At 73.4% G+C, this 20,940-nt stretch carries 25 protein-coding genes; 12 read left to right on the top strand and 13 right to left on the bottom strand.

The annotated features are described in order from the left end of the window. The 11 genes from ACLBYB_RS22175 to ACLBYB_RS22125 all read right to left on the bottom strand — a co-directional run. The coding region (locus ACLBYB_RS22175) for a 1-deoxy-D-xylulose-5-phosphate synthase N-terminal domain-containing protein (protein WP_447700067.1) at positions 1–370 on the bottom strand (370 nt) is incomplete at its 3' end. Positions 371–413: 43 nt separating this feature from the next. Next, positions 414–674: an exodeoxyribonuclease VII small subunit gene (locus tag ACLBYB_RS22170; RefSeq protein WP_192711363.1), complete on the bottom strand. Its 261-nt coding sequence runs from the start codon at positions 672–674 to the stop codon at positions 414–416. A 139-nt stretch (positions 675–813) separates the two neighbouring features. Continuing rightward, positions 814–1,326, bottom strand: coding sequence for a tyrosine phosphatase family protein (locus ACLBYB_RS22165; protein ID WP_020093937.1), 513 nt, complete (start codon positions 1,324–1,326; stop codon positions 814–816). A 50-nt stretch (positions 1,327–1,376) separates the two neighbouring features. Next, positions 1,377–1,937: a hydrolase gene (locus ACLBYB_RS22160; protein WP_447700066.1), complete on the bottom strand. Its 561-nt coding sequence runs from the start codon at positions 1,935–1,937 to the stop codon at positions 1,377–1,379. Positions 1,938–1,963: 26 nt separating this feature from the next. Next, complete coding sequence (locus tag ACLBYB_RS22155; protein ID WP_091927309.1) at positions 1,964–2,578, bottom strand: DNA-3-methyladenine glycosylase I; 615 nt, start codon at positions 2,576–2,578, stop codon at positions 1,964–1,966. A 130-nt stretch (positions 2,579–2,708) separates the two neighbouring features. Then, positions 2,709–3,560: a CAF17-like 4Fe-4S cluster assembly/insertion protein YgfZ gene (gene ygfZ, locus ACLBYB_RS22150; RefSeq protein ID WP_091927310.1), complete on the bottom strand. Its 852-nt coding sequence runs from the start codon at positions 3,558–3,560 to the stop codon at positions 2,709–2,711. A 101-nt stretch (positions 3,561–3,661) separates the two neighbouring features. Next, positions 3,662–3,916, bottom strand: coding sequence for a hypothetical protein (locus ACLBYB_RS22145; RefSeq protein WP_012320917.1), 255 nt, complete (start codon positions 3,914–3,916; stop codon positions 3,662–3,664). A 159-nt stretch (positions 3,917–4,075) separates the two neighbouring features. Beyond that, entirely contained in the window at positions 4,076–4,534 is a 459-nt protein-coding gene (locus tag ACLBYB_RS22140; RefSeq protein ID WP_447700065.1) for a TIGR02301 family protein, read from the bottom strand. Continuing rightward, positions 4,531–5,067 carry an NUDIX hydrolase gene (locus ACLBYB_RS22135; protein ID WP_447700064.1) on the bottom strand — a complete coding sequence of 179 codons (537 nt, stop codon included), beginning with the start codon at positions 5,065–5,067 and terminating at the stop codon, positions 4,531–4,533. The genes ACLBYB_RS22140 and ACLBYB_RS22135 overlap by 4 nt, the downstream gene beginning before the upstream one ends. Next, positions 5,064–6,248, bottom strand: coding sequence for a hypothetical protein (locus ACLBYB_RS22130; RefSeq protein ID WP_447700063.1), 1,185 nt, complete (start codon positions 6,246–6,248; stop codon positions 5,064–5,066). Before ACLBYB_RS22130 ends, ACLBYB_RS22135 begins: the two co-directional genes overlap by 4 nt. Continuing rightward, the gene (locus ACLBYB_RS22125) at positions 6,245–6,967 is read right to left on the bottom strand and encodes an SDR family NAD(P)-dependent oxidoreductase (RefSeq protein ID WP_041372745.1); all 723 of its coding nucleotides are present in this window, start codon (positions 6,965–6,967) and stop codon (positions 6,245–6,247) included. The genes ACLBYB_RS22130 and ACLBYB_RS22125 overlap by 4 nt, the downstream gene beginning before the upstream one ends. Before the next feature lie 174 nt (positions 6,968–7,141). Here ACLBYB_RS22125 and ACLBYB_RS22120 point away from each other — a divergent pair, with 174 nt between their 5' ends. The 4 genes from ACLBYB_RS22120 (at position 7,142) to thiL (ending at position 9,983) form a co-directional block, all read left to right on the top strand. Then, a complete protein-coding gene (locus ACLBYB_RS22120; protein ID WP_447700062.1) occupies positions 7,142–7,729 on the top strand; it encodes a carboxymuconolactone decarboxylase family protein in 588 nt (195 codons plus the stop codon). Between the two features lie 143 nt (positions 7,730–7,872). Further along, complete coding sequence (gene ribH / locus ACLBYB_RS22115; RefSeq protein WP_020093929.1) at positions 7,873–8,367, top strand: 6,7-dimethyl-8-ribityllumazine synthase; 495 nt, start codon at positions 7,873–7,875, stop codon at positions 8,365–8,367. A gap of 11 nt (positions 8,368–8,378) precedes the next feature. Next, positions 8,379–8,984, top strand: coding sequence for a transcription antitermination factor NusB (gene nusB, locus ACLBYB_RS22110; protein ID WP_447700061.1), 606 nt, complete (start codon positions 8,379–8,381; stop codon positions 8,982–8,984). A 3-nt stretch (positions 8,985–8,987) separates the two neighbouring features. Further along, entirely contained in the window at positions 8,988–9,983 is a 996-nt protein-coding gene (gene thiL / locus ACLBYB_RS22105; RefSeq protein ID WP_447700060.1) for a thiamine-phosphate kinase, read from the top strand. On the opposite strand, the gene ACLBYB_RS22100 is transcribed toward thiL, so the two are convergent. Then, entirely contained in the window at positions 9,903–10,274 is a 372-nt protein-coding gene (locus ACLBYB_RS22100; RefSeq protein WP_447700059.1) for a hypothetical protein, read from the bottom strand. The genes thiL and ACLBYB_RS22100 overlap by 81 nt on opposite strands. Before the next feature lie 448 nt (positions 10,275–10,722). Between ACLBYB_RS22100 and ACLBYB_RS22095 the strand changes: the two genes are divergently transcribed. From ACLBYB_RS22095 to ACLBYB_RS22080, 4 genes are all read left to right on the top strand, one after another. After that, positions 10,723–12,867 (top strand): sodium-translocating pyrophosphatase, encoded by a 2,145-nt coding sequence (locus ACLBYB_RS22095; protein ID WP_447700058.1) that lies wholly within the window; start codon positions 10,723–10,725, stop codon positions 12,865–12,867. A gap of 194 nt (positions 12,868–13,061) precedes the next feature. Further along, positions 13,062–14,153, top strand: coding sequence for an alkene reductase (locus ACLBYB_RS22090; RefSeq protein ID WP_447682529.1), 1,092 nt, complete (start codon positions 13,062–13,064; stop codon positions 14,151–14,153). A gap of 103 nt (positions 14,154–14,256) precedes the next feature. Then, complete coding sequence (locus tag ACLBYB_RS22085; protein WP_132367009.1) at positions 14,257–16,170, top strand: PAS domain S-box protein; 1,914 nt, start codon at positions 14,257–14,259, stop codon at positions 16,168–16,170. A gap of 22 nt (positions 16,171–16,192) precedes the next feature. Then, on the top strand, positions 16,193–16,903 hold the full coding sequence (locus ACLBYB_RS22080; RefSeq protein WP_447700057.1) for an HAD hydrolase-like protein: 711 nt from the start codon (positions 16,193–16,195) through the stop codon (positions 16,901–16,903). On the opposite strand, the gene ACLBYB_RS22075 is transcribed toward ACLBYB_RS22080, so the two are convergent. Next, entirely contained in the window at positions 16,840–17,337 is a 498-nt protein-coding gene (locus ACLBYB_RS22075) for an outer membrane protein assembly factor BamE (RefSeq protein WP_020093881.1), read from the bottom strand. The genes ACLBYB_RS22080 and ACLBYB_RS22075 overlap by 64 nt on opposite strands. 155 nt (positions 17,338–17,492) lie before the next feature. On the opposite strand from ACLBYB_RS22075, the gene ACLBYB_RS22070 reads away from it, so the two are divergent. The 4 genes from ACLBYB_RS22070 (at position 17,493) to ACLBYB_RS22055 (ending at position 20,875) form a co-directional block, all read left to right on the top strand. Next, positions 17,493–18,062 (top strand): ubiquinol-cytochrome C chaperone family protein, encoded by a 570-nt coding sequence (locus ACLBYB_RS22070; RefSeq protein WP_447700056.1) that lies wholly within the window; start codon positions 17,493–17,495, stop codon positions 18,060–18,062. After that, a complete protein-coding gene (locus ACLBYB_RS22065; protein WP_020093879.1) occupies positions 18,059–18,589 on the top strand; it encodes a YceD family protein in 531 nt (176 codons plus the stop codon). The genes ACLBYB_RS22070 and ACLBYB_RS22065 overlap by 4 nt, the downstream gene beginning before the upstream one ends. A 144-nt stretch (positions 18,590–18,733) precedes the next feature. Further along, complete coding sequence (gene plsX / locus ACLBYB_RS22060; protein WP_091927318.1) at positions 18,734–19,768, top strand: phosphate acyltransferase PlsX; 1,035 nt, start codon at positions 18,734–18,736, stop codon at positions 19,766–19,768. A 99-nt stretch (positions 19,769–19,867) separates the two neighbouring features. Further along, a complete protein-coding gene (locus tag ACLBYB_RS22055; RefSeq protein ID WP_056531284.1) occupies positions 19,868–20,875 on the top strand; it encodes a beta-ketoacyl-ACP synthase III in 1,008 nt (335 codons plus the stop codon). Positions 20,876–20,940 lie beyond the last annotated feature (65 nt).

Genomic DNA, 20,940 nt, shown 5'->3' with positions numbered 1-20,940 from the left:
AGGAGTGGGCGGCGCCGAAGGGGTCGTAGACGCTCTCGGAGCGCTTGGTGAAGCCGGACAGGCCGCCGCCCTGGCGGAGCGTCCGGATGCGGTCGCGGCGCTCGGTGAGGATCTTGTGGGGGTAGCACTGGTGTCCGACGTCCCAGACGATGCGGTCGTCGGGGGTGTCGAACACGTGGTGCAGCGCCACGGTCAGCTCGACGACGCCGAGCCCCGAGCCGAGATGGCCGCCGGTGATCGAGACCGCGTCGATCATCTCGGCGCGCACCGCGTCCGCCACCGCCGGAAGCTCCGACTCCGGAAGACGCCGCAGCGCCGAAGGAGACGGAACGCGGTCGAGAAGTGCACTCTGCTCGGGGGTAATCGCCACGGCATCAACCTCTAACGGATGGGATCGGTTCGACCGCCGAGCCTCAGGACATGTCGAGTGGGGCGACGCCCTCGGGCCGCCCGTCGGCGCCCAGCGTGATCCGCTGGATCCGCGCCTCGGCCCGCTTCAGCAGCGCCTCGCAATGCTTCTTCAGCACCTCGCCGCGCTCGTAGATCGCCACCGACTCGTCGAGCGGCACGTCGCCGCGCTCGAGCCGGCGGACGATTTCTTCGAGCTGTTCCAGCGCCTTCTCGAAGGGCAGGTCGCCGGCGGCGGGGGCCACCTCGGGTCTGCTCGCACTCATCCCAGATACTTCCTTTGGGGGTGTTTGTACGGCGCGATCCCCGGTCGCCACAACCCTGGGGGCCAGTCCGCCGGCCGGGTCCGCACCGTTTTGGACGGCCGCGGCGGCGTTTGCGCCACACTTCGCACCTGCGTTCGGTTCACGCCAGCGCGAGGGTGAACGGCGTGCCCTCGAAGGCGTCGGCGCCGCGCCCGATGCGGGCGATCGCCGCGACCATGCGGCCGTCGCGATCCAGCATCCGGTCGGCGATCGCCACGAAAAGGGCGTTGGGCGTCGCCGAGGGCGAGGCGGACCGCAGGGCGTCGGCGATCGCCGCCTCGTCGCGCTCGGGCGCCAGCGCGCAGGCCGCGATGTAGGCGGCGGCCGTCGAGCGGCTGATCCCGGCGTAGCAGTGGATCACCAGCGGCTTCTCCCGCGGCCAGGTCCGGACGAAGTCGAGAAGCCGGGCCACGTGTTCTTCAGCCGGCAAAACGTGTCCGTCCCGGGCCGCCGCGATGTCGCTGACCCAGATGATGGCGTGGTTCGCGGCGTCGATCACGGCCGGCCGCTCCAGCGGCGTGCCGACATTGATCAGCGTGAGCACGTGGCTCGCGCCCGTGGCGGCGACGGTCTCGGGCAGGCGCGAGAGCGGACAGACGTGGAGGGTCGGCATGGTGGGGCGCCAGTGACCTGCGATCGTGACGGATCGAGGGCGAAGATCCGTCAGGGCGGGGACAGGGCGGTGAAGCGCGCGAGAAATCGCGCCTCGGCCTCGGCGGTCGGCCACGGCTCGGCCAGGGCCGGCACCGGCTCGGGCAGGTCGACCGAGGGGCCGAAATAGCGCTCGGCCTCCTCCGGCGCGAAGCCGGCGAGGCGCACCGCCTCGACGTGGGCGGCGATCCGGTCGGCTCGCTTCACGAGCCGGGCGAGCGCGGGCGAGGGAGCGGCCAGCCCGAAGCGGCGGCGCACCGCCGCGAGCAGGCGCAGCTCGACGCCGCGATAGGCGTCGCCGATGGCGGCCTTGAGCGGCGAGATGATGTCCCCGACCACGTATTCCGGCGCGTCGTGCAGGAGCAGCTCGAGCCCGTCCCGGTCGGTGCAGCCGGGCGCGAGGTGGCGGCCCACCGCCTCGACCAGCAGGCTGTGCTGCGCCACCGAGAAGACGTGCGGCCCGCGGGTCTGGCCGTTCCAGCGCGCGACCCGGGCAAGGCCGTGGGCGATGTCGGCGATCTCGATGTCCCCGGGCGCCGGGTCGAGGAGGTCGAGGCGGCGGCCAGAGAGCATGCGCTGCCACGCGCGCGGCGGCGCGCTCACCGGGACCCGCCGAGCGCAGCGCAGGGCCCGTGCCGGTGGCAGCCGACGAGGTGATCGTTGACCATGCCCACCGCCTGCATGAACGCGTGCACGATGGTCGGCCCGCAGAAGGAGAAGCCCTCGGCCTTCAGGGCCTTGCCGATCGCCCGGGAGACCGGCGTCTCGGTGGCGATCTCCGCGCGGGTCCGGGCCGTGCCCTGGACCGGCCGGCCGTCGACGAAGTCCCACAGGAAGTGCGCGAAGCCGGGGCCGCGCTCCTCGATCCGCAGCCACGCCCGGGCGCCCGCGACGGTGCCCTGGATCTTGGCGCGGTTGCGGATGATGCGGGTGTCGGCCATCAGCCGCGCGACGTCCGCCTCGGTGAAGCGGGCGATCCGCTCGGGATCGAAATCCGCGAAGGCGTCGCGGAACCCGTCCCGGCGGCGCAGGATGGTGATCCACGACAGGCCGGCCTGGAAGCCGTCGAGGATCAGCTTCTCGTAGAGAGCGCGGCCGTCATGCTCGGGCACGCCCCACTCGGTGTCGTGATAGGCGACGTAGAGCGGGTCGAGCCCGGCCCACCAGCAGCGTGGGCAGCCGTCGGGATGGGCGATGAGGCCGGTCTCGGACATACGGCGATGGTAACGAGAACAGGAGCGGAACGCCACCGTCGCGGCGGCGGCCGCACGGCCACCTCGACGGTCCCTTCCGCCGGTGCAAGACGCGCCGCGGTCACGCGGCCCGATCCCGCGCGTCGCGATCCTACCCGGCCGCGCTCGCCGCCGCGTCCGGCATGGCGAAGGTCGCGCAGGCGGGGCGCGCCAGCGTCACGGGCTGGTCGCCCGCGCGCGGGGTCTCGCCGGAGGCGAGTGCGTCGCCCAGTCGGTCGAGGCGGACCGTGGCGAGGCCGCGGTTCCCCGCGGCGCTGCCCGTGGTGCCGAGCACCTTGCCGCCCGCTGTGATCTCGGTGCCGGGCGCGGGCGCGGCGTCCGCGTAGGCGGCCGCCAGGATGCGGGTCCGGGCCGTGCCCCGGTGCTGCATCCGCGAGACCACCTCCTGGCCGACGTAGCAGCCCTTGCGGAAGTCGACACCGCCGAGCTGATCCATCAGCGCCTCGTGCGGGAAAGCGTCGCCGAAGGCGAAGTCGCGTCCGCCCTCGGGCACGCCGAGGGCGATCCGGTGCGCGTGGTACTCGGCCTCGGCGGCGTCCGCCGAGAAGGCGCCCGCTTCGGCGTAGAGACGGGCGCCGAGATCGGCCGCGCGGGAATCGGCCAGCGCCTCCGCGGCGGGCGGGGCCGCGCCGGCCCAGGCCGCCGCGACCGCGACGGTTGGGTCGGCCGCGATGGTCGCTTGCGCGCGCAGGCGATAGAGCGTCAGGCGCTTGGCGAGGTCCGCGGCCCTGTCGGCCAGCACGTCGAACCGGAAGCCGTCGGGGATCCGCGAGACCAGGAAATCGAAGAGGATCTTGCCCTGCGGCGTGAGCAGGGCGCCGAGGCGCGCCTCACCGGGCTGGAGCGTCTCGACGTTGCAGGTCAGGACGCCCTGGAGCAGCGTCGTGGCGTCCGGTCCGGTGACGGTGACCAGGGCGCGGTCCGGCAGCAGGGCGACGGGCATGGGCGGCGATTCCTCGGGGCGCGGACGGTCCGGCTGGCCGGACCGCGGACCCGGGACGTAGTCGCTGACCGCCCGCGCCTCAACCGTCCGCGCTCACGCGCTCAATGCTGGAGCGTCGTGGTGAACGCGCCCCCGCGGATGCGCTCCGGGAATCCCTCCGCGTAGCGGGCCGTGGCTTCTTCGCCGTACGTCGTCACGAGTTCCTGAAAGGCCGCGAACAGGGCGGCCTGGGCCATGCAGTCACCGTCGAGACCATCGAGGCAGCCTTCCGCGAACGCTTCCGAGACGTAACTCAGCGCGACGCGTTTCTCCTCGACATCGACCTCGATGGGGGCGGTGTGAGAGCTGTGCTGCATGGCCGGATACTTCCATTGCGCCGGACACGGGGCCCGGCGGACGCAATGGATGATAAGCAGGTCCCGGCGGCTCGGCCAGCCGAGAATTTCGGATCGGTTAACGCGAGCGCTCAAATCCGATGTTTCGCCGGCATCGCCGGTATGTGTGCTGTACCTGCATCACCCCCCGAAACGCCCGGCCAGAGCGTGCGACAGCCGGTCGCCCTCCGCGACGTACCGGGCGGCCGCCTCGTGGGCCGCGGGCGTGCAGACCCGGTAGGTCAGCGCGTAGCCGCGGTAGCCGCGGTTGTAGGCGCCGGCCAGCCGGTCGCGGCGGGCCGGGGTCACGCCCTCGGAGTCGATCAGCGCCTTCATGCGGGCCGGCCAGTCGGCCGCGTCCGGGGCCGCGCAGAGGTTCCGCAGGAACGCCAGGGCCCCGATGATCTCGGACATGCGCAGCAGGTCGCGGTCGTAGGGCGCGGGCACGTCCGCGGGGGCGGTTGGCTCCTTGGACGGCTCCTTCGCGGCTTCCTTGGCGGGCGCGCCGCTCCGGCCGGAGCGCTGCTGCGCCAGCGCCGGCGCGGAGACCGGGCCTGCCAGGAGCGCCAGCAGGCACAGGAGGGTCGCGGGGCGCCTCACGCCGTCGGCTCCCCGCCTGGCATTCCCGCGCGGTTCGCGTGCCGATCCGCGCTCCCGTCCGTGGTTCCATCCGTGCCCCGGGCCGCCACCCGCGCGAAGGCCTCGCGCAGGGTGTCGACCAGGCCGGGGGTGGTCGGAAGGGTCGCGACCTCCGCGAGCGTCGCCCACCGGGTGCCCAGGGCCTCGGGCCCGGCCACGGGCTCGCCGCCGCACCACAGGGCGGCGTGCGGGTGGACGACGTAGTGGTGGCGGGCCCGTCCGGCCTCGTCCCGGACGATGATCTCGGTGGGCGAGAGCACGCCGACCACCTCGGCGGGCAGGCCGACCTCCTCGGACAGTTCGCGCAGGGCCGCCTCTGCCAGGGACTCGCCCGCCTCCACGAGGCCGCCCGGCAGGGTCCAGACGCCGCGCATCGGCTCGTTGGCCCGCGCCGCCAGCAGGGCCCGCTCGCCGCGGATCACCGCGATCGACGCGCCCACGAAGGGCCGGGCCGGGAACAGCCGGCTGTCGGGATCCGGTGCGCCCGCGGTCACGGCTTGCCCCCGTCCGGTGCCACGACGGCCACCCGGCCGTCGGCGAGGCCGACGAGCAGCCGCGCCGCCGCGCCCTCGCCGAGGACGACGATGCCGGTCTCCGCGGGGGCCGGTAGCGGCACGCGCGCCCGCTCGCGCAGGCCGCCCTTGGCCGCCACGAAGGCGATCTCCGGCCGGCCCGCCACCGGCAGGACGAGCTCGGGGCTGCCGCCGGTCGGAACGGTCACGGCGAGATCCGAATCGCCGTCGCCGGCCGCGTAGCCCGCGGCCTCGCCGGCGGGCTCGATCGCGTCGGGACGCAGCGTCCAGAGCTGGAGCCGGCCCTTGGCGCTGACCGTCGCGGCCTGGGTGGCGCCCGATCCGGAGAAATCCGCGATGCCGGCGATCTTGAGGGGCGGGCCCGGCTGGGCGGGCGTGCGGGCGGCGACGGCCCAGGCCGCGCCCGGATCGCCGGCGGGCCGGTCGATCAGCACGAGGCCGCCGGCATCCGCGCCGGACAGCGTCGCCGCCAGCAGCGCCGGGCGGTCCCCGAGGCGCAACAGGCGCGGCCGCAGCGGCGCGAACACGGCCTCGCCCCCCGCCGGCACCGTCACGGTGGCCACGGGGACGGGCTTCGGATCGGTGCTCACCGCCATCGGCTGGCGCTCGCGGATCGTCAGCACCGCGGCGGCCGCGCCGCCGTCGGGGGAGCGCGTGCGCCCGGTGAGATAGGCGCTCAGGGGGCCCGAGAGGGCGCGGCGCGAGCCCGGCAGGGCCCCGCGCGGCGTCTCGGCGGCGGTCAGCCCCTCGACCGCGTCCCGGCCGATCGGCCGCACGGTGACGCCGCCCTCTGCGAGGGCGAGCACGGCGCCGCCGTCGTCGCCCCAGACCACGGCGATCGGCGCGCTCTCCTCGTCGCCGGCCTGCTGTCCGCCGCCCTGCGCGCCGGCCTTTGCCCCTGCCGTGCCGCCGGTGATCGGCAGGAGCCCGGAGGTCGCCACCGAGACCGCGGCCTCGCTGCGCGAGCCGCGCAGCGCCCGCACCTTGAAGGGCAGGTCGAGGATCCGGATCCCGGGCTCGGCCCGCGCACCCGCGACGGGCGCGGCGCACGCGAGGAGGCCCAGGACGAGCGCGACCCGCCCGCGGCAAGCCGCCGGGTGCCGGCGCGCGGAAGCGCCCCAGGAAGCGACCGATCTGGTCAAACGTGCTGGCCGCCGTTGATGTGGAGCTCGGCGCCGTTCACGTAGGAGGAGGCCTCGGTGCACAGGAAGTAGATCGCCTTGGCGACCTCGTCCGGCGTGCCGAGCCGGCGCTGCGGGATCTGCTCGACGAGCTTCTCGGTGCCGGGCGACAGGATCGACGTGTCAATCTCGCCCGGCGAGATCGCGTTCACCCGCACGCCGAGCGGCCCGAAATCGGCGGCCATCTCGCGGGTCAGGCCAGCCAGCGCCGCCTTGGAGGTGCCGTACGCCGCCCCCGCGAAGGGGTGGACGCGCGAGCCGGCGATCGACGTCACGTTGACGACCGAGCCCTTGGCCCGGGCCAGTTCCTCGCGCAGGCCCCGGGCCAGCAGGATCGTGGCGAAGAGGTTGACCTGGAAGACCCGCTGCCAGGTGTCGAACTCGGTGGCCAGCGCGCCGAGGCGCTCGCCCTCCGGCCCCTTCGGCGAGATCCCGGCATTGTTGACCAGCGCGTGCAGCACCCCGCCCTCGGCGGCGAGCCGGCCCCGCACCTCCTCGACGGCGCGGACCGTGTCCTGCGCGTCGGCGAGGTCGACCTGCAGGTGGTCCTCGGGCCCCATCTCCCAGGGGCAGTTCTCCGGGAAGGCGTGGCGCGAGCAGGTGATCACGCGCCAGCCCGCGGCCGAGAAGCGCTTGACGGTGGCGTGGCCGATGCCCCGGCTCGCGCCCGTGAGCAGCATGATGCGCCGGCGTTCGTTGACGGGGAGGGCCAAAGCCGTAAGCCTCGCTGGCGTTCAGGGATCGCCGCCCGGTCGGGCGCGGTGCGTGCCGGTGAGCCCCAATGGTCTAGGCGCACGGGCACCGGAAATCCAGAGCGGGCCGCGCGTCGGCGCCGGAGCACGGAGGGGAAACGCATGGCCAGCGGGCAGACCAGCGCGGAGCGCATGCCGGAGATCCGGGCCGGCGGCCTGTCCCCGGCGCAGGAAGAGGCGGCGGCCGCGTTCCGGGCCGAGCGCGGCGTCCCGGTCTTCGGGCCGTTCGTGCCACTCCTGCGCAGCCCCGAGCTGATGCTGTGCGCGAGCCGGATGGGCCAGTACCTGCGCTACGGCAGCGTCCTGCCGCTGCGGATCAGCGAGTTCGCGATCCTGGTGGTCGCGCGGGAGTGGAGCCAGCCGGTCGAGTGGGCGATCCACCACCCGATCGCCCTCGAGGCCGGGGTCGCCCCCGAGACCGCGCGGGCGCTGGCCGAGGGGCGCCGCCCCGACACGATGAGCGCCGACGAGGCCCTCGCCTACGCTTTCTCGACCGAGCTGATGCGCAACCGCGCGGTGAGCGACGCGACCTACGCGGCCCTGGTCGCGCGCTTCGGCGAGCAGGGGGCGATCGATCTGACCGGCATCAACGGCTACTACGCGCTGCTCGCCATGACGATGAACGTCGCCCGCACGGCCCTGCCGGAGGGCGGCCCCGCGGCCCCGCCGCTGCCGCCGCTGGTCGGGTAGGGCGCGCCGCCGCGGCCGCGGCGCGGGCCGGGGGCGATCCCGCGCGGCTTGTGGCGCCGGCCGCTTCGGTCTAACCGTCCTCCCCCGTGCGGGTGCCCGATGTGCCGCCCGCCCGTTCCCGAAAACCCGGCCGGACGAGAGCCATGGTCGCCCATACCCGCGCCGATTCGGCGCCCAAGCCCACCGACCCGGCGCTCGCCGGCGCCCGGATCCTCGTGGTCGAGGCGCGCTACTACGACGCGATCGCCGACGAACTCCTGGCTGGCGCCCTGGCGGCGATCGCGGCCGCCGACGCGCAGGCCACCGTGGTCACCGTGCCGGGGGCCCTGGAGATCCCCGCCGCCGTGGCGATCCTGCTCGACACGGGCGCCTACGACGCCGTGGTGGCGCTCGGCTGCGTGATCCGCGGCGAGACCGGCCACTACGACATCGTCGCCGGCGAGAGCGCCCGGGCGCTCATGGACCTGTCGGTGCAGCGCCGCGTGCCGCTGGGCAACGGCATCCTCACGGTCGAGACCGAGGCGCAGGCGCTCGCCCGCGCCCGGGTCGCCGAGATGAACAAGGGCGGCGGCGCCGCCGAGGCGGCGCTCGGCGTGCTCGCCCTGAAGCGTGCGGCCGAAGGCGCGCGCCCGCGATGACGGATACACCCATGACCGGGACCCCCGAGACCCAGCCGGAGACCGGCGCGGAGAATGGCACCGGCACCGCCGGCGCCGCCGCAAAGATCAGCCTGCGCAGCGGCGCCCGCCTCGCGGTGGTGCAGGCGCTCTACGAGATGGACGTCTCCGGCAAGGGCGTGCTCGACGCCCTCGCCGAGTTCGAGGCCTTCTGGATCGGCCAGGAGGTCGACGGGATCGCCCATCCCCCGGCCGAGACCGCGTTCTTCCGCGACCTGCTGCGCGGCACGGTCGAGGAGCAGCGCGCCATCGACCCCAAGCTCGACCAGGCCCTCGCGCAGGGCTGGCCGCTGCGCCGCATCGAGATCGTGCTCCGGGCGATCCTGCGGGCGGGCGCCTACGAGCTGATGTTCCGCCGCGACGTGCCGGCGGCCGCGGCGATCTCGGAATACGTCGACGTCGCCCACAGCTTCTACACCGCCGACGAGCCGGGCCTCGTCAACGCCGTCCTCGACCGGGTCGCCCGGGAGGTCCGGCCGGGCGAGGTCGGGGCCCCGAAGGCCTCGGGCAAGCCGGGCTCGTCCAAGCCGCTCCCCGGCAAAGCTGCGGCTGGGAAACCGTCGGCCGGGAAGGCCTGAGTCTTGGCCGGGCCGGCCCGCGCCTCCGAGGAGGGGCTGATCGCCCGCTACTTCGCCCCGCTCGCGGGGCCGGGCGCCGACGGGCTCCGGGACGACGCCGCCACGCTGACGCCCGCGCCGGGCCACGACCTCGTCCTCACCGCCGACGCCGTGGTGGCGGGCGTCCACTACTTCGCGGAGGATCCGCCGGCCTCGATCGCCCGCAAGGCGCTCGGCGTGAACCTCTCCGACATCGCCGCCAAGGGCGCGGTCCCGCGCGGCTTCCTGCTGACCCTCGCGCTGCCCGACGACTGGACGGAGGCCTGGCTCGCCGGATTCGCGCAGGGGCTCGGCGCGGCGGCCGAGGCGGCCGGCTGCCCGCTGCTGGGCGGCGACACGGTGCGCTCCGGCGGCCCCGCGCTGATCTCCGTGAGCGCGTTCGGCGAGCTGCCGACCGGCACCATCGTGCGGCGCACCACCGCGCGGGTCGGCGACCGGATCTGCGTTACCGGCACGATCGGCGACGCCGCCCTCGGCCTGCGGATGCGCCTGGAGGGCGACGCCCCCTGGGCGGCCAGCCTCGATCCGGCGCTGCGGGCCGAACTCGCCGACCGCTACCTGCACCCGCGCCCGCGGCTCGCCGCCGCGCCGGCCATCCGCCGCCACGCCTCGGCGGCCATGGACGTGTCCGACGGCCTCGCGGGCGATCTCGCCAAGATGCTGGGCGCGGGCCGCACCGCCCGGGTGGCGACGGCGGACGTGCCGCTCTCGGAGGCGGCCCGGTGCGCCTGCGCGGCGGACCCCGCCCTGATCGAGGCGGTCCTGACCGGCGGCGACGATTACGAGATCCTCTGCACCGTCGCGCCGGAGCGCCTGGCGGATTTCCGGGCCGAGGCCGCGGCGGCCGGGATCGCCGTCGCCGCCATCGGCACCGTCACCTCAGGCGACGGCCCGCCGCGCTTCGAAATGCGCGATGGCGCCGAGCGCGTGTTCGCGACCGGAGCCTTCAGCCACTTCTGACGCCCAGATCGCGTCCAGTCCCGAGATCATCGGGCCGGCGGAATCCCCGGCCGGGTGGCCGATCTGGCGCCGGACCTCGCCGATCATCGCGGCGGCGACCACCGGGATCCAGCGGCCGGCCGGGTCCCCGCCCGCGCCCGGCGCCCGGGACAGGGCGCGCTGCAGCACGCAGAGCAGGTCGTCCTGGATCGTGACCGGCTGCGCCGCGACCCGCTCTGCGATCAGGAAGCCGACCGCGCCGCTCAACACCTCGATGGTCGCCGCCAACCTGGCGGCCTGGTCGCTGCTCATGGCGAGTCCCTCGTCCGAATACAACCAAAAATAGAATATCGGTTGGTTAAGGCGACGTTAACGGCCGCTCGAGCCGCTCGCGTTCTTGATGTTCCGGTTCGGGGGACGGGCATCTCCGCTCGCGGGAGCCGCGCTCGGCCCCCTCTCCCGCACGGAAGAGGGGCCTCGCGCCCATGGAACCGGGTGCAGCGGCCGGCGGGAAACCAGATCTGCAACATAATGCAGCATTGCGGGTTCGAGGGCTTTTTAGCCCTCGGGTCGTGAGACCCGATTCCCGGCGTCGCCCGCCGACGCGGCGTTTGCGCTCCCCGGCGAAGTTTGGCAATCAAGGCATTGTTCTGGGAAGGAAAGCCCCGAATCCGAGCGCCGCGTCCCATGGCCGTCGTCCGGCGGCCAAGCTCGACAATCACAAGCCAACGCCAGGCACGATAATAACAAGGACGGTCGAATGATTCCCTTGGTCCTGATCATCGCGGGCGGGCTCTGCGCCGTCGCCTACGGCATCGTCACGATCCTCGACGTGATGCGGCGCGACGCCGGCACGCAGCGCATGCAGGAGATCGCCGCCGCCATCGCCGAGGGCGCGCAGGCCTATCTCCGGCGGCAATACACGACGATCGGCCTCGTCGGCGTCGTCCTGTTCGTCCTCCTCGCCGTCTTCCTCGGGATCAAGGTCGCGGTCGGCTTCCTGATCGGCGCCGTGCTGTCGGGCGCGGCCGGCTTCATCGGCATGAACGTCTCGGTGCGGGCCAACGTCCGCACGGCCCAGGCCGCCTCGACCTCGCTGGGCGGCGGCCTCGACGTCGCCTTCAAGTCGGGGGCGGTGACCGGCATGCTGGTGGCGGGCCTCGCGCTGCTGGGCGTGGCCCTCTACTACCTGTTCCTCACCCGCGCCGCCCATCTCGAGCCGTCGAGCCGCGAGGTGATCGACGCCCTCGTGGCGCTCGGCTTCGGCGCCTCGCTGATCTCGATCTTCGCCCGCCTCGGCGGCGGCATCTTCACCAAGGGCGCCGATGTCGGCGGAGACCTCGTCGGCAAGGTCGAGGCCGGCATCCCGGAGGACGATCCGCGCAACCCCGCCACCATCGCCGACAACGTCGGCGACAATGTCGGCGACTGCGCCGGCATGGCGGCCGACCTGTTCGAGACCTACGCGGTCACGGTCGTCGCCACGATGGTGCTGGCCGCGATCTTCTTCTCCGGCGCGGGCGGGAGCAACCGCGACGTCCTCGAGCCGATGATGCTGTACCCGCTCGCCATCGGGTCGGCCTGCATCCTCACCTCCATCGCCGGCACCTACGCGGTGCGGCTCGGCGCGAACCAGTCGATCATGGGGGCGCTCTACAAGGGGCTGATCGCCGCCGGCGTGCTCTCCATCGCGGCGATCGCGGCGGTCAACATGACCCTGCTCGGCGGCTTCTCGACGAGCTTCACCACCTCGACCGGCCTGACCTTCACGTCGGCCGCGCTGTTCGGCTGCGCGGTGATCGGGCTCGCCATCACGGCGCTGATCGTCGTGATCACCGAGTACTACACGGGCACCAACTTCCGCCCGGTGAAGTCGATCGCCGACGCGTCGGTGACCGGCCACGGCACCAACGTGATCCAGGGGCTGGCGATCTCGCTCGAATCGACCGCGCTGCCGGCCATCGTGATCGTGGCGGGCATCATCAGCACCTACGCGCTCGCCGGCCTGTTCGGCATCGCCATCGCGGTCACCGCCATGCTGGCGCTCGCGGGCTTCATCGTGGCGCTGGACGCCTTCGGGCCGGTCACCGACAATGCCGGCGGCATCGCCGAGATGGCGGGCCTGCCCTCGGAGGTGCGCAAGTCGACCGACGCCCTCGACGCGGTCGGCAACACCACCAAGGCGGTGACCAAGGGCTACGCGATCGGCTCGGCGGGTCTCGGCGCGCTGGTGCTGTTTGCCGCCTACACGTCGGACCTGAACTACTTCATCGCCCATGCGAGCCCGACGCAGTACCGCTTCTTCCAGGGCGTCAGCGTCGATTTCTCGCTCTCCAACCCCTACGTCGTGGTCGGGCTGCTGCTCGGCGGCCTGATCCCGTTCCTGTTCGCCGGCATCGCCATGACGGCGGTCGGGCGCGCGGCGGGCGCGGTGGTCGAGGAGGTCCGGCGCCAGTTCCGGGCCAAGCCCGGCATCATGCAGGGCACGGACCGGCCGGATTACGGGCGGGCGGTGGACATGCTCACCCGCGCGGCGATCAAGGAGATGATCATCCCGTCGCTGCTGCCGGTCTTGTCGCCGGTGGTGCTGTTCTTCGTGATCCAGTTCATCGCCGGGAAGAGCCAGGCCTTCGCCACCGTGGGCGCGAGCCTGCTCGGCGTGATCCTCACCGGGCTCTACGTGGCGATCTCGATGACCTCGGGCGGCGGCGCCTGGGACAACGCCAAGAAGTACATCGAGGACGGCCACCACGGCGGCAAGGGCTCCGACGCCCACAAGGCGGCGGTGACCGGCGACACGGTCGGCGACCCCTACAAGGACACCGCCGGTCCGGCCGTGAACCCGGCGATCAAGATCACCAACATCATCGCCCTGCTGCTGCTCGCCGTGCTGGCGCACAGCTGAGTTCCGCGAAGACCGGATCGGCCGACGGGGCCGGGCTCTCCGCGAGCCCGGCCCTTCCCGTTTCGCCGTGTGCGCCCCCGCACGCGACGGCCAGTCCCGCGGCGCAGCACCTTGGCATCGCGGCGCCGCAGCGCCACCTCGGCGTCGAATTAAAACCCGGACGCGGCCCCCGCCGCACCAGCACGAGGTAACCCATGCCGTCCCTGCTCGACCCGATCCGCATCGGCGCCATCGAGGCGAAGAACCGGATCTTCATGGCGCCGCTGACCCGCGGCCGCGGCACCCGCGAGCACGTTCCGACCCCGATCATGGCCGAGTACTACGCCCAGCGCGCCGGCGCCGGCCTGATCCTCACCGAGGCCACCGGAATCAGCCAGGAGGGCCTCGGCTGGCCCTACGCGCCGGGCATCTGGTCCGACGCCCAGGTCGATGCGTGGCGGCCGATCGTGAAGGCCGTTCACGACCGGGGCGGCAAGATCGTCTGCCAGATCTGGCACATGGGCCGGATGGTCCATTCGGACTTCCTCGGCGGCGCCAAGCCGGTCTCGTCCTCGCCCACCACGGCCCCCGACCAGGCCCACACCTATTCCGGCAAGAAGCCCTACAGCGAGGCCCGCGCCCTGGAGGTGTCCGAGATCCCGCGCCTGCTCGCCGATTACGAGCGGGCCACCGCCAACGCCCTGGCGGCCGGGTTCGACGGGGTGCAGATCCACGCCGCGAACGGCTACCTGATCGACGAGTTCCTCCGCGACGGCACCAACCACCGCACCGACCAGTACGGCGGCTCCATCGAGAACCGGGTGCGGCTCCTGCGCGAGGTGACCGAGGCGGTGGCGAAGGTCGCCGGACCCGAGCGCACGGGCGTCCGCCTCTCGCCGAACGGCGCGATCCAGGGCTGCAACGACTCGAACCCGGAGCCGCTCTTCGTCGCCGCCGCCCAGGCGCTCGCCGATGCCGGGATCGCCTTCTTGGAGATGCGCGAGCCGGGGCCGAACGGCACCTTCGGCAAGGCCGACCACCCGCCGATCGCCCCGGCGATGCGGCGCGTGTTCCGCAACCCGATGATCCTGAACGCCGACTACGACGGGGTCAGCGGCCAGAAGGCGCTGGATGCCGGCGAGGCCGACGCCATCGCGTTCGGCCGGACCTTCATCGCCAACCCGGACCTCGCCGAGCGGATCGCCAGGAAGGCGCCGCTCGCCAAGGACGACGCCGCGACGTGGTACAGCCAGGGCCCCGAGGGCTACGTCGACTACCCGACCCTGACCGAGTCCCGCGCCGCCTGACGCGCCGCCGTCGCGCGCCCTGCCGCGGCCCGGAGGGCTGCGGCAGGAAACCGCGGCAATTCCTTGGCAGCGGGCCGTCGCGCGCCTATGTGAGGGCAGGACCATGGATGTGCCTGCACCTCACGCGCTCGCGGAAGCCGGACCGACCGACGGGCGCTGGCGCGCCGCCGACCGGATCGCCGAACTGCGCGATCTCGCGATCCTCGATTCCGAGCCCGAGCCGCTCTACGACGACCTCGTGCGGGTCGCCGCCTATGTCTGCCGGGCGCCGGTCGCGCTCGTCAGCCTCGTCGATGCCGAGCGGCAGTGGTTCAAATCGGAGGTGGGCCTCGGCAAGCGCGAGCTGCCGATCAATTGCTCGGTCTGCGCCCACACGATCGAGGCCGGCGACCTTCTCGTCATCCCGGACCTGACCACGGACCCCCGGACCACCGAGAATCCCCTCGTGACCGGGGCACCGGCCTTCCGGTTCTACGCGGGTGCGGTGATCCGCGGCAGCCACGGCATCCCGCTGGGCGCGCTGTGCGTGCTGGACCGCGTCCCGCGGCCGGAGGGGCTCGATTCGGAGCAGACCGCGACCCTGCTGGCGCTGGCGCGCCAGATCTCCAGCCTGCTGGAGCACCGCCGGACGCTGGCGCAGGTCGCCGCCCGCGAGGCGGAGATCGCCGCGAGCGAGCGCCGCTTCCGCGTGATGACCTCGGCGATGCCCCAGATGGTCTGGACCACGCGGCCGGACGGGTTCCACGACTACTACAACGACCGCTGGTACGAGTTCACCGGCGTCCCCTACGGCTCCACCGACGGCGAGGGCTGGAACGGTGTGTTCCACGCCGAGGACCAGGACAGGGCCTGGGCGCGGTGGCGCCACTGCCTCGCGACCGGCGAGCCCTACGAGATCGAGTATCGCCTGCGCCACCACAGCGGCGACTACCGCTGGACCCTGGGGCGGGCCATGCCGATCCGGGACGCCGAGGGGCGGATCGAGCGGTGGTTCGGGACCTGCACCGACATCGACGATTTGAAGCGCGCCGAGGCCGAGGCCCGCAAGCTCGCGGCGATCGTCGAGACGTCCAAGGACTTCATCGGGCTCAGCACCCTTGAGGGCGCGATCACCCATCTCAACGAGGCGGCCATGGCCCTGGTCGGCCTGCCCGATCTCGCCGCCGCCCGCGCCAAGAAGGTGCCCGACTTCTTCACCGACGACAGCCGCCGGATCTTGGCCGAGACCGTGATGCCGGCGGTGCGCCGGGACGGGTTCTGGGAGGGCGAACTCGCCTTCCGACACTTCGTCACCGGCGAGCCCCTGGCCGTGCTCTACAACATCTTCCCGGTGCGCGACCCGACCGGGACCGAGCTCGGCTACGCCACCGTCACCCGCGACCTGCGCGAGGCCAAGCGCGCCGAGGAGGCCCGCGACCTGCTGATCCGCGAGCTGTCGCACCGGATCAAGAACATCTTCGCGGTGGTGGGCGGCCTCGCCGCCCTGACCGCGCGGACCGACCCCGCGGCCAAGCCCTTCGTGGCCGCGTTCCGCGAGCGGCTCGGCGCCCTGGCCCGGGCCCACGAATACGTCCGCCCGCACTCCCCCGACAGCGCCCCGCCGGTCGCTGGCCAGACGGTGCTCGGGCTGATGCGCCTGATCATGGCCGCCTACGAGGAGAACGGACGCGCCCGCGTGGTGATCTCGGGGGACGATGCCGAGATCGGCGAGCGCACCGCCACGGCCCTCGCGCTGATCATGCACGAGCAGGCGACGAACGCGGTCAAGTACGGCGGCCTGTCGACGCGGGAGGGCGGCGTCTCGCTGAGCGGGACCCGCGAGGCGGGCCGCTACACCCTGACCTGGCGCGAGGAGGGCGGCCCGCAGATCGCCGGCGCGCCGTCCCGGAAGGGATTCGGCACGGTGCTGGCCGAGCGCAGCGTCGCCGGCCAGCTCGACGGGGCGCTGGAGCACGACTGGGCGCCGGGCGGTCTCCTGATGCGGCTCAGCGTCCCGCTCGAGAACCTGCGGACCTGACGTGGCTCGGATGCCGGCCCGGATGCCGGCCGCGCCCGGGCCGGGTCTCGTCGTCCTCGACTTCGACGGCACGCTGGCCGACAGTTTCGGGTGGTTCTGCTCGGTGCTGAACGGCGTCGCCGACCGCTACCGCTTCCGCCGGGTCGAGGCCCACGAGGTGGAGGAGCTCCGGCTCCAGGGCGCCCGGGCGATCGTCGCCCATCTCGGCATCCCGCGCTGGAAGCTGCCGCTCATCGCCCGCCACATGCACGCGCTGGCCGCCCGCGACGCCGCGCAGATCCCCCTGTTTCCCGGCGTCCCGGCGATGCTGGCCGCGATCGCGGCGGCGGGCGTGCCGCTGGCGATCCTGTCGTCGAATCGCGCCGACACGGTGCGGCGGGTGCTCGGACCGGACAATGCCGCCCGCATCGGCAGCTACGCCTGCGGGGCGTCGATCTTCGGGAAGGCGCGCCGGCTCCGGGCGCTGCTCGCGCGGGCCGGGGTGCCGCCGCACCGGGCCCTCTGCGTCGGCGACGAGATCCGGGACCTCGAGGCGGCGCGGGCGCTGGGCTGCCCGTTCGGCGCCGTGGCCTGGGGCTACACCGACCCGCGGGCCCTCGCGTCCCACGGCCCCGAGCACCTGTTCCCGGAGCCCGGGGCGATCGCCCGCCTCGTGGCGGGCGAGGCCGGTCACATGCCGCGATTCGCGCCCGGCACGACGCTGGTGCCGCTGCCGCTGCCGAACGGCTCGTAGCGGGTCAGGCCGCGGAACAGCTGGCTGAGGAAGGCGCGGTCGGCGCCGCTCGTCGGCGTGGTGCGCTCGATGAAGTCGAAGATCCGGCCGTCCTGCAGGCCGTAGAGCGCCACGCGCTCGACCTTGAAGGCGGGGGTGAAGTACACGGCCGTGACCTTCTGGTCCTCGACCTGCTCGCCCAGGAACATGATCGTCCGGCGGGTGTTCTGCGAGATGTAGTACCAGGACTTGTTGCCGACCGTGGACACGGTCGAGGGCGTGCCCAGGATCTGCAGCACCTGCTCGGGGCCCATGCCGGGCTTGATCGTGGCGAGCGCCGCCTGATCGACCTGGTAGCCGTGGCGCAGCTCCTCGCCGATGCAGCCCGACAGACCGGTTGCCGCGAGGCCGAGCAGGGCGAGGCGCGCGAAGGACTGGACGAAACGGCGCCGCATCGGGCCCCCAGAGAGCGTGTTGACGGACGGGGCGCGACCGTCGCCGCCGGCACGGGGCTCCGACGGCGCTTGCGCCCTGGGCGTGGGTTGCCGTACCGCGGGGTTATGGCTTTGACAAGGCAAGCTTGGCCACAGAGGGCCGGGGTTCGACACCGATGATCGCCGGGCTGTTCCGCCGCGCGGGCGCGCGCCGCCGCGCCGTCGAGGGGCTGCACGTCGCCCTGAGCGAGGCCGCGCGCCGGCCGGGCCTCTACACGGATCTCGGCGTGCCCGACACCGTGGAGGGCCGGTTCGAATCCCTGTGCCTGCACGCGATCCTGGTCCTGCGCCGGCTGAACCGGCTGCCGCCGCCGGCCGCCGAGGTGGCGCAGGATCTGGTGAACTCGGTCTTCACCCAGCTCGACGCCTCCCTGCGCGAACTCGGCGTCGGCGACATGGGCGTGTCCAAGCGGATGAAGAAGCTCGGCGCCGCCTTCTACGGCCGGGCCGAGGGCTACGACGCGGCCCTGGAGGCCGGCGACGCCGCGGCCCTGGCGGCCACCCTCGTCCGCAACGTGCTCGGCGGCGAGGGGGACGGGCGCGGTCTCGCCGCCTACGTGCGGGCGGCCGACGCCGCCCTCGCCGGGGCCGATCTCGACGGGCTGCTCGCGGCCGGGCCGCCCTTCCCGGAGCCCGACGGCTTCGCGCCGGTACCGGCCGGCCCTGACCACGGAGGACGCGCATGAGCCGCGATGCCAGCAGCCGCGATGCCGGCCAGGACGCTTTCCCGCTCGCGCGCTGGGTCAATGTCGAGCGCCTGCCCCAGGGGCGCGGCGCCGTCACCGTGGAGGCGAGCCCGGCCGAGTGCGCGGCGCTGGCCGCCGATTTCGGCATCCCGGGGATCCGCGACCTCGTCGGGCGCTTCGCCATCGAGGGGGCGACCAGCCGCCTCACCGTGACCGGCACCGTGGAGGCCCTGGTGACCCAGGTCTGCACCGTCAGCCTCGAACCCTTCGAGGCGCCGGTCCGGGAGCCGGTCGAGGTGGTGTTCACCGACACCGACCGGCTCGCCGGCACCGATGCCGAGGACGCCGACATCCCCGACCCCCTGGTCGGCGGCCGCATCGATTTCGGCGCGCTCACCGCCGAGTTCCTGGCGCTGGGCCTCGACCCGTACCCGCGCAAGCCCGGCATCGCCTTCGAGCCGGTCGTGGCGGGCGACGAGGCCGGACCCCTCGACGGCCTGCGCAAGCTCCGCGACCGCGACGGCTGAGGCCGCCGCGTCCGGCCGGAACCGCCGGCCGCCCGATTTCATTTGCCCGCCGGGCCGGTATCGCTATGGTCCGCCGCGCCCGGCGAGCCCCGTCCCGCCGCCGTCCGACCCCTTTCCCGCCGAGACCCGCGACCCGCTACCGACATGTCCCAACGCGTGTGCATCTCGCTCGACGCCATGGGTGGCGACCACGGGCCCACCACGGTCGTGCCCGGCGCGGCGCTGGCCCGGGAGCGCCATCCCGGCACCACCTTCCTCATGTTCGGCGACGAGGCGGTGATCGCGCCGCTGGTCGCCAAGGAGCCCCGGCTCAAGGACTGCGTGGAGATCCGCCACACCAGCGTGGCCGTGGCCATGGACGACAAGCCGAGCCAGGCGGTGCGCCAGGGCCGGGGCAAGTCGTCCATGTGGCAGGCGATCCAGGCGGTCCGCGACGGGCAGGCCGATGCCTGCGTGTCGGCCGGCAACACCGGCGCCCTGATGGCGATGTCCAAGATCTGCCTGAAGACCATGTCGGGCATCGAGCGCCCGGCCATCGCCTGCCTGTGGCCGACCGTGCGCGGCGAGAGCGTCGTGCTCGACGTCGGCGCCACGATCGGCACGGATGCCGAGCACCTCGTCGAGATGGCCGTGATGGGCTCGGCCATGGCGCGCATCGTGTTCGACCTCGAGCGTCCGACCGTCGGCCTGCTCAACGTCGGCACCGAGGAGATGAAGGGCAACGAGGCGGTCAAGGAGGCTGCCCGGATCCTGCGCGAGATGGAGAGCCCCGGCCTGACCTATCACGGCTTCGTCGAGGGCACGGATCTCGGGCGCGGCACGGTCGACGTGGTGGTGACGGAGGGGTTCACCGGCAACATCGCCCTCAAGACCGCCGAGGGCACCGCCAAGCAGATCGGCACGTATCTCCGCGCCGCCATGACCCGGACGCTGGCCGCCAAGATCGGCGCCCTGTTCGCGCGGCAGGCCTTCAAGGCCCTCAAGGACAAGATGAACCCCAGCCGGGCCAACGGCGGGGTGTTCCTCGGCCTCGAGGGCATCGTCATCAAGAGCCACGGCTCGGAGAACGCGCAGGGCTTCGCCGCGGCGATCGATCTGGCGCACGACATGGCGCGCCACGACATGATCCGCACGATCCGCGAGATGCTCGACCAGACGGCGGCGCTGGCGCCGGCCTGACGCCGGCCCCGGGCCTCCGTCGACGGACGGGATGGAAATCGGACGCCCGCGGCTTCACAACCGGCGATTGTGAAGCTGGGTCGTCCGGGAAGGACAATGATGGCAACCCTCCGCACTGACCCCGAGCAGCACCGGCGCGTCCCCCCTCTGCGCTCGGTGGTGGTCGGGACCGGCTCGAGCCTGCCCGCGCGGGTGGTGACGAACGCCGACCTCGCCGAGCGGGTGGACACGTCCGACGAGTGGATCGTCCAGCGGACCGGGATCCGCCAGCGCCATCTCGCAGGGCCCGACGAGACCACCTCGGTCCTCGGCACGCGCGCCGCCAGGGCGGCCCTCGACGATGCCGGGCTGAGCGCGGACGACATCGACCTCGTGATCTGCGCCACCTCGACGCCGGATCACACCTTCCCGGCGACCGCGACCCAGATCCAGTCAGCTCTGGGCATCCATCAGGGCGCGGCCTTCGACCTGCAGGCGGTGTGCGCCGGCTTCGTCTTCGCGGTCTCGACCGCCGACAAGTTCCTGACCACGGGGGCCGCCCGCCGGGCCCTCGTGATCGGCGCCGAGACCTTCTCGCGGATCGTCGACTGGGAGGACCGCACCACCTGCGTGCTGTTCGGCGACGGGGCCGGCGCCGTCGTGCTGGAGGCGCAGGAGGGGGCCGGGGACCGCGGCGTCCTCAGCGCGAGCCTGCGGTCGGACGGCCGCCACCGGGAGAAGCTCTACGTCGACGGCGGCCCCGGCTCCACCGGCACCACCGGCCACCTGCGCATGGAGGGCCGCGACGTGTTCCGATTCGCCGTCGGGCAGGTCACCGACGTGATCGTCGAGGCCTTCGCGCAGGCGGGCATCACCGCGGAGGAACTCGATTGGTTCGTGCCGCATCAGGCCAACCGCCGGATCATCGAGGCCTCGGCCGACAAGCTCGGTGTCGCCCGGGACAAGATCGTCCTGACGGTGGACCGCCACGGCAACACCTCGGCGGCCTCGATACCCCTGGCCCTCGACGTGGCGCGGCGGGACGGCCGCATCCGGGCGGGCGACCTCGTGATGATCGAGGCGATCGGCGGCGGGTTCAGCTGGGGCGCCGCGCTGATCCGCTGGTAGCGTTTCGGGCGGCGCGCCCGAAACGATTCGCTGTCCCGGCGCGGTTGACCGGGGGCGGAGCGCCG

It is taken from the genome of Methylobacterium sp. D54C, from assembly GCF_053345595.1.
This window is presented reverse-complemented; position numbering and strand designations above follow the sequence as displayed.

What these genes read in the sequence shown, in the direction of transcription:
- ACLBYB_RS22075 (WP_020093881.1), bottom strand. Translation starts at nt 17,337, where the DNA reads ATGCGGCGCCGTTTCGTCCAGTCCTTCGCGCGCCTCGCCCTGCTCGGC.
- ACLBYB_RS22155 (WP_091927309.1), bottom strand. Translation starts at nt 2,578, where the DNA reads ATGTCCGAGACCGGCCTCATCGCCCATCCCGACGGCTGCCCACGCTGC.
- plsX (WP_091927318.1), top strand. Translation starts at nt 18,734, where the DNA reads ATGTCCCAACGCGTGTGCATCTCGCTCGACGCCATGGGTGGCGACCAC.
- ACLBYB_RS22095 (WP_447700058.1), top strand. Translation starts at nt 10,723, where the DNA reads ATGATTCCCTTGGTCCTGATCATCGCGGGCGGGCTCTGCGCCGTCGCC.
- ygfZ (WP_091927310.1), bottom strand. Translation starts at nt 3,560, where the DNA reads ATGCCCGTCGCCCTGCTGCCGGACCGCGCCCTGGTCACCGTCACCGGA.
- ACLBYB_RS22080 (WP_447700057.1), top strand. Translation starts at nt 16,193, where the DNA reads ATGCCGGCCGCGCCCGGGCCGGGTCTCGTCGTCCTCGACTTCGACGGC.
- ACLBYB_RS22125 (WP_041372745.1), bottom strand. Translation starts at nt 6,967, where the DNA reads ATGCTGCTCACGGGCGCGAGCCGGGGCATCGGCCACGCCACCGTCAAG.
- ACLBYB_RS22100 (WP_447700059.1), bottom strand. Translation starts at nt 10,274, where the DNA reads ATGAGCAGCGACCAGGCCGCCAGGTTGGCGGCGACCATCGAGGTGTTG.
- nusB (WP_447700061.1), top strand. Translation starts at nt 8,379, where the DNA reads ATGACCGGGACCCCCGAGACCCAGCCGGAGACCGGCGCGGAGAATGGC.
- ACLBYB_RS22070 (WP_447700056.1), top strand. Translation starts at nt 17,493, where the DNA reads ATGATCGCCGGGCTGTTCCGCCGCGCGGGCGCGCGCCGCCGCGCCGTC.
- ACLBYB_RS22090 (WP_447682529.1), top strand. Translation starts at nt 13,062, where the DNA reads ATGCCGTCCCTGCTCGACCCGATCCGCATCGGCGCCATCGAGGCGAAG.
- ACLBYB_RS22165 (WP_020093937.1), bottom strand. Translation starts at nt 1,326, where the DNA reads ATGCCGACCCTCCACGTCTGTCCGCTCTCGCGCCTGCCCGAGACCGTC.
- ACLBYB_RS22065 (WP_020093879.1), top strand. Translation starts at nt 18,059, where the DNA reads ATGAGCCGCGATGCCAGCAGCCGCGATGCCGGCCAGGACGCTTTCCCG.
- ACLBYB_RS22055 (WP_056531284.1), top strand. Translation starts at nt 19,868, where the DNA reads ATGGCAACCCTCCGCACTGACCCCGAGCAGCACCGGCGCGTCCCCCCT.
- ACLBYB_RS22145 (WP_012320917.1), bottom strand. Translation starts at nt 3,916, where the DNA reads ATGCAGCACAGCTCTCACACCGCCCCCATCGAGGTCGATGTCGAGGAG.
- ribH (WP_020093929.1), top strand. Translation starts at nt 7,873, where the DNA reads ATGGTCGCCCATACCCGCGCCGATTCGGCGCCCAAGCCCACCGACCCG.
- ACLBYB_RS22160 (WP_447700066.1), bottom strand. Translation starts at nt 1,937, where the DNA reads ATGCTCTCTGGCCGCCGCCTCGACCTCCTCGACCCGGCGCCCGGGGAC.
- ACLBYB_RS22120 (WP_447700062.1), top strand. Translation starts at nt 7,142, where the DNA reads ATGGCCAGCGGGCAGACCAGCGCGGAGCGCATGCCGGAGATCCGGGCC.
- ACLBYB_RS22170 (WP_192711363.1), bottom strand. Translation starts at nt 674, where the DNA reads ATGAGTGCGAGCAGACCCGAGGTGGCCCCCGCCGCCGGCGACCTGCCC.
- ACLBYB_RS22085 (WP_132367009.1), top strand. Translation starts at nt 14,257, where the DNA reads ATGGATGTGCCTGCACCTCACGCGCTCGCGGAAGCCGGACCGACCGAC.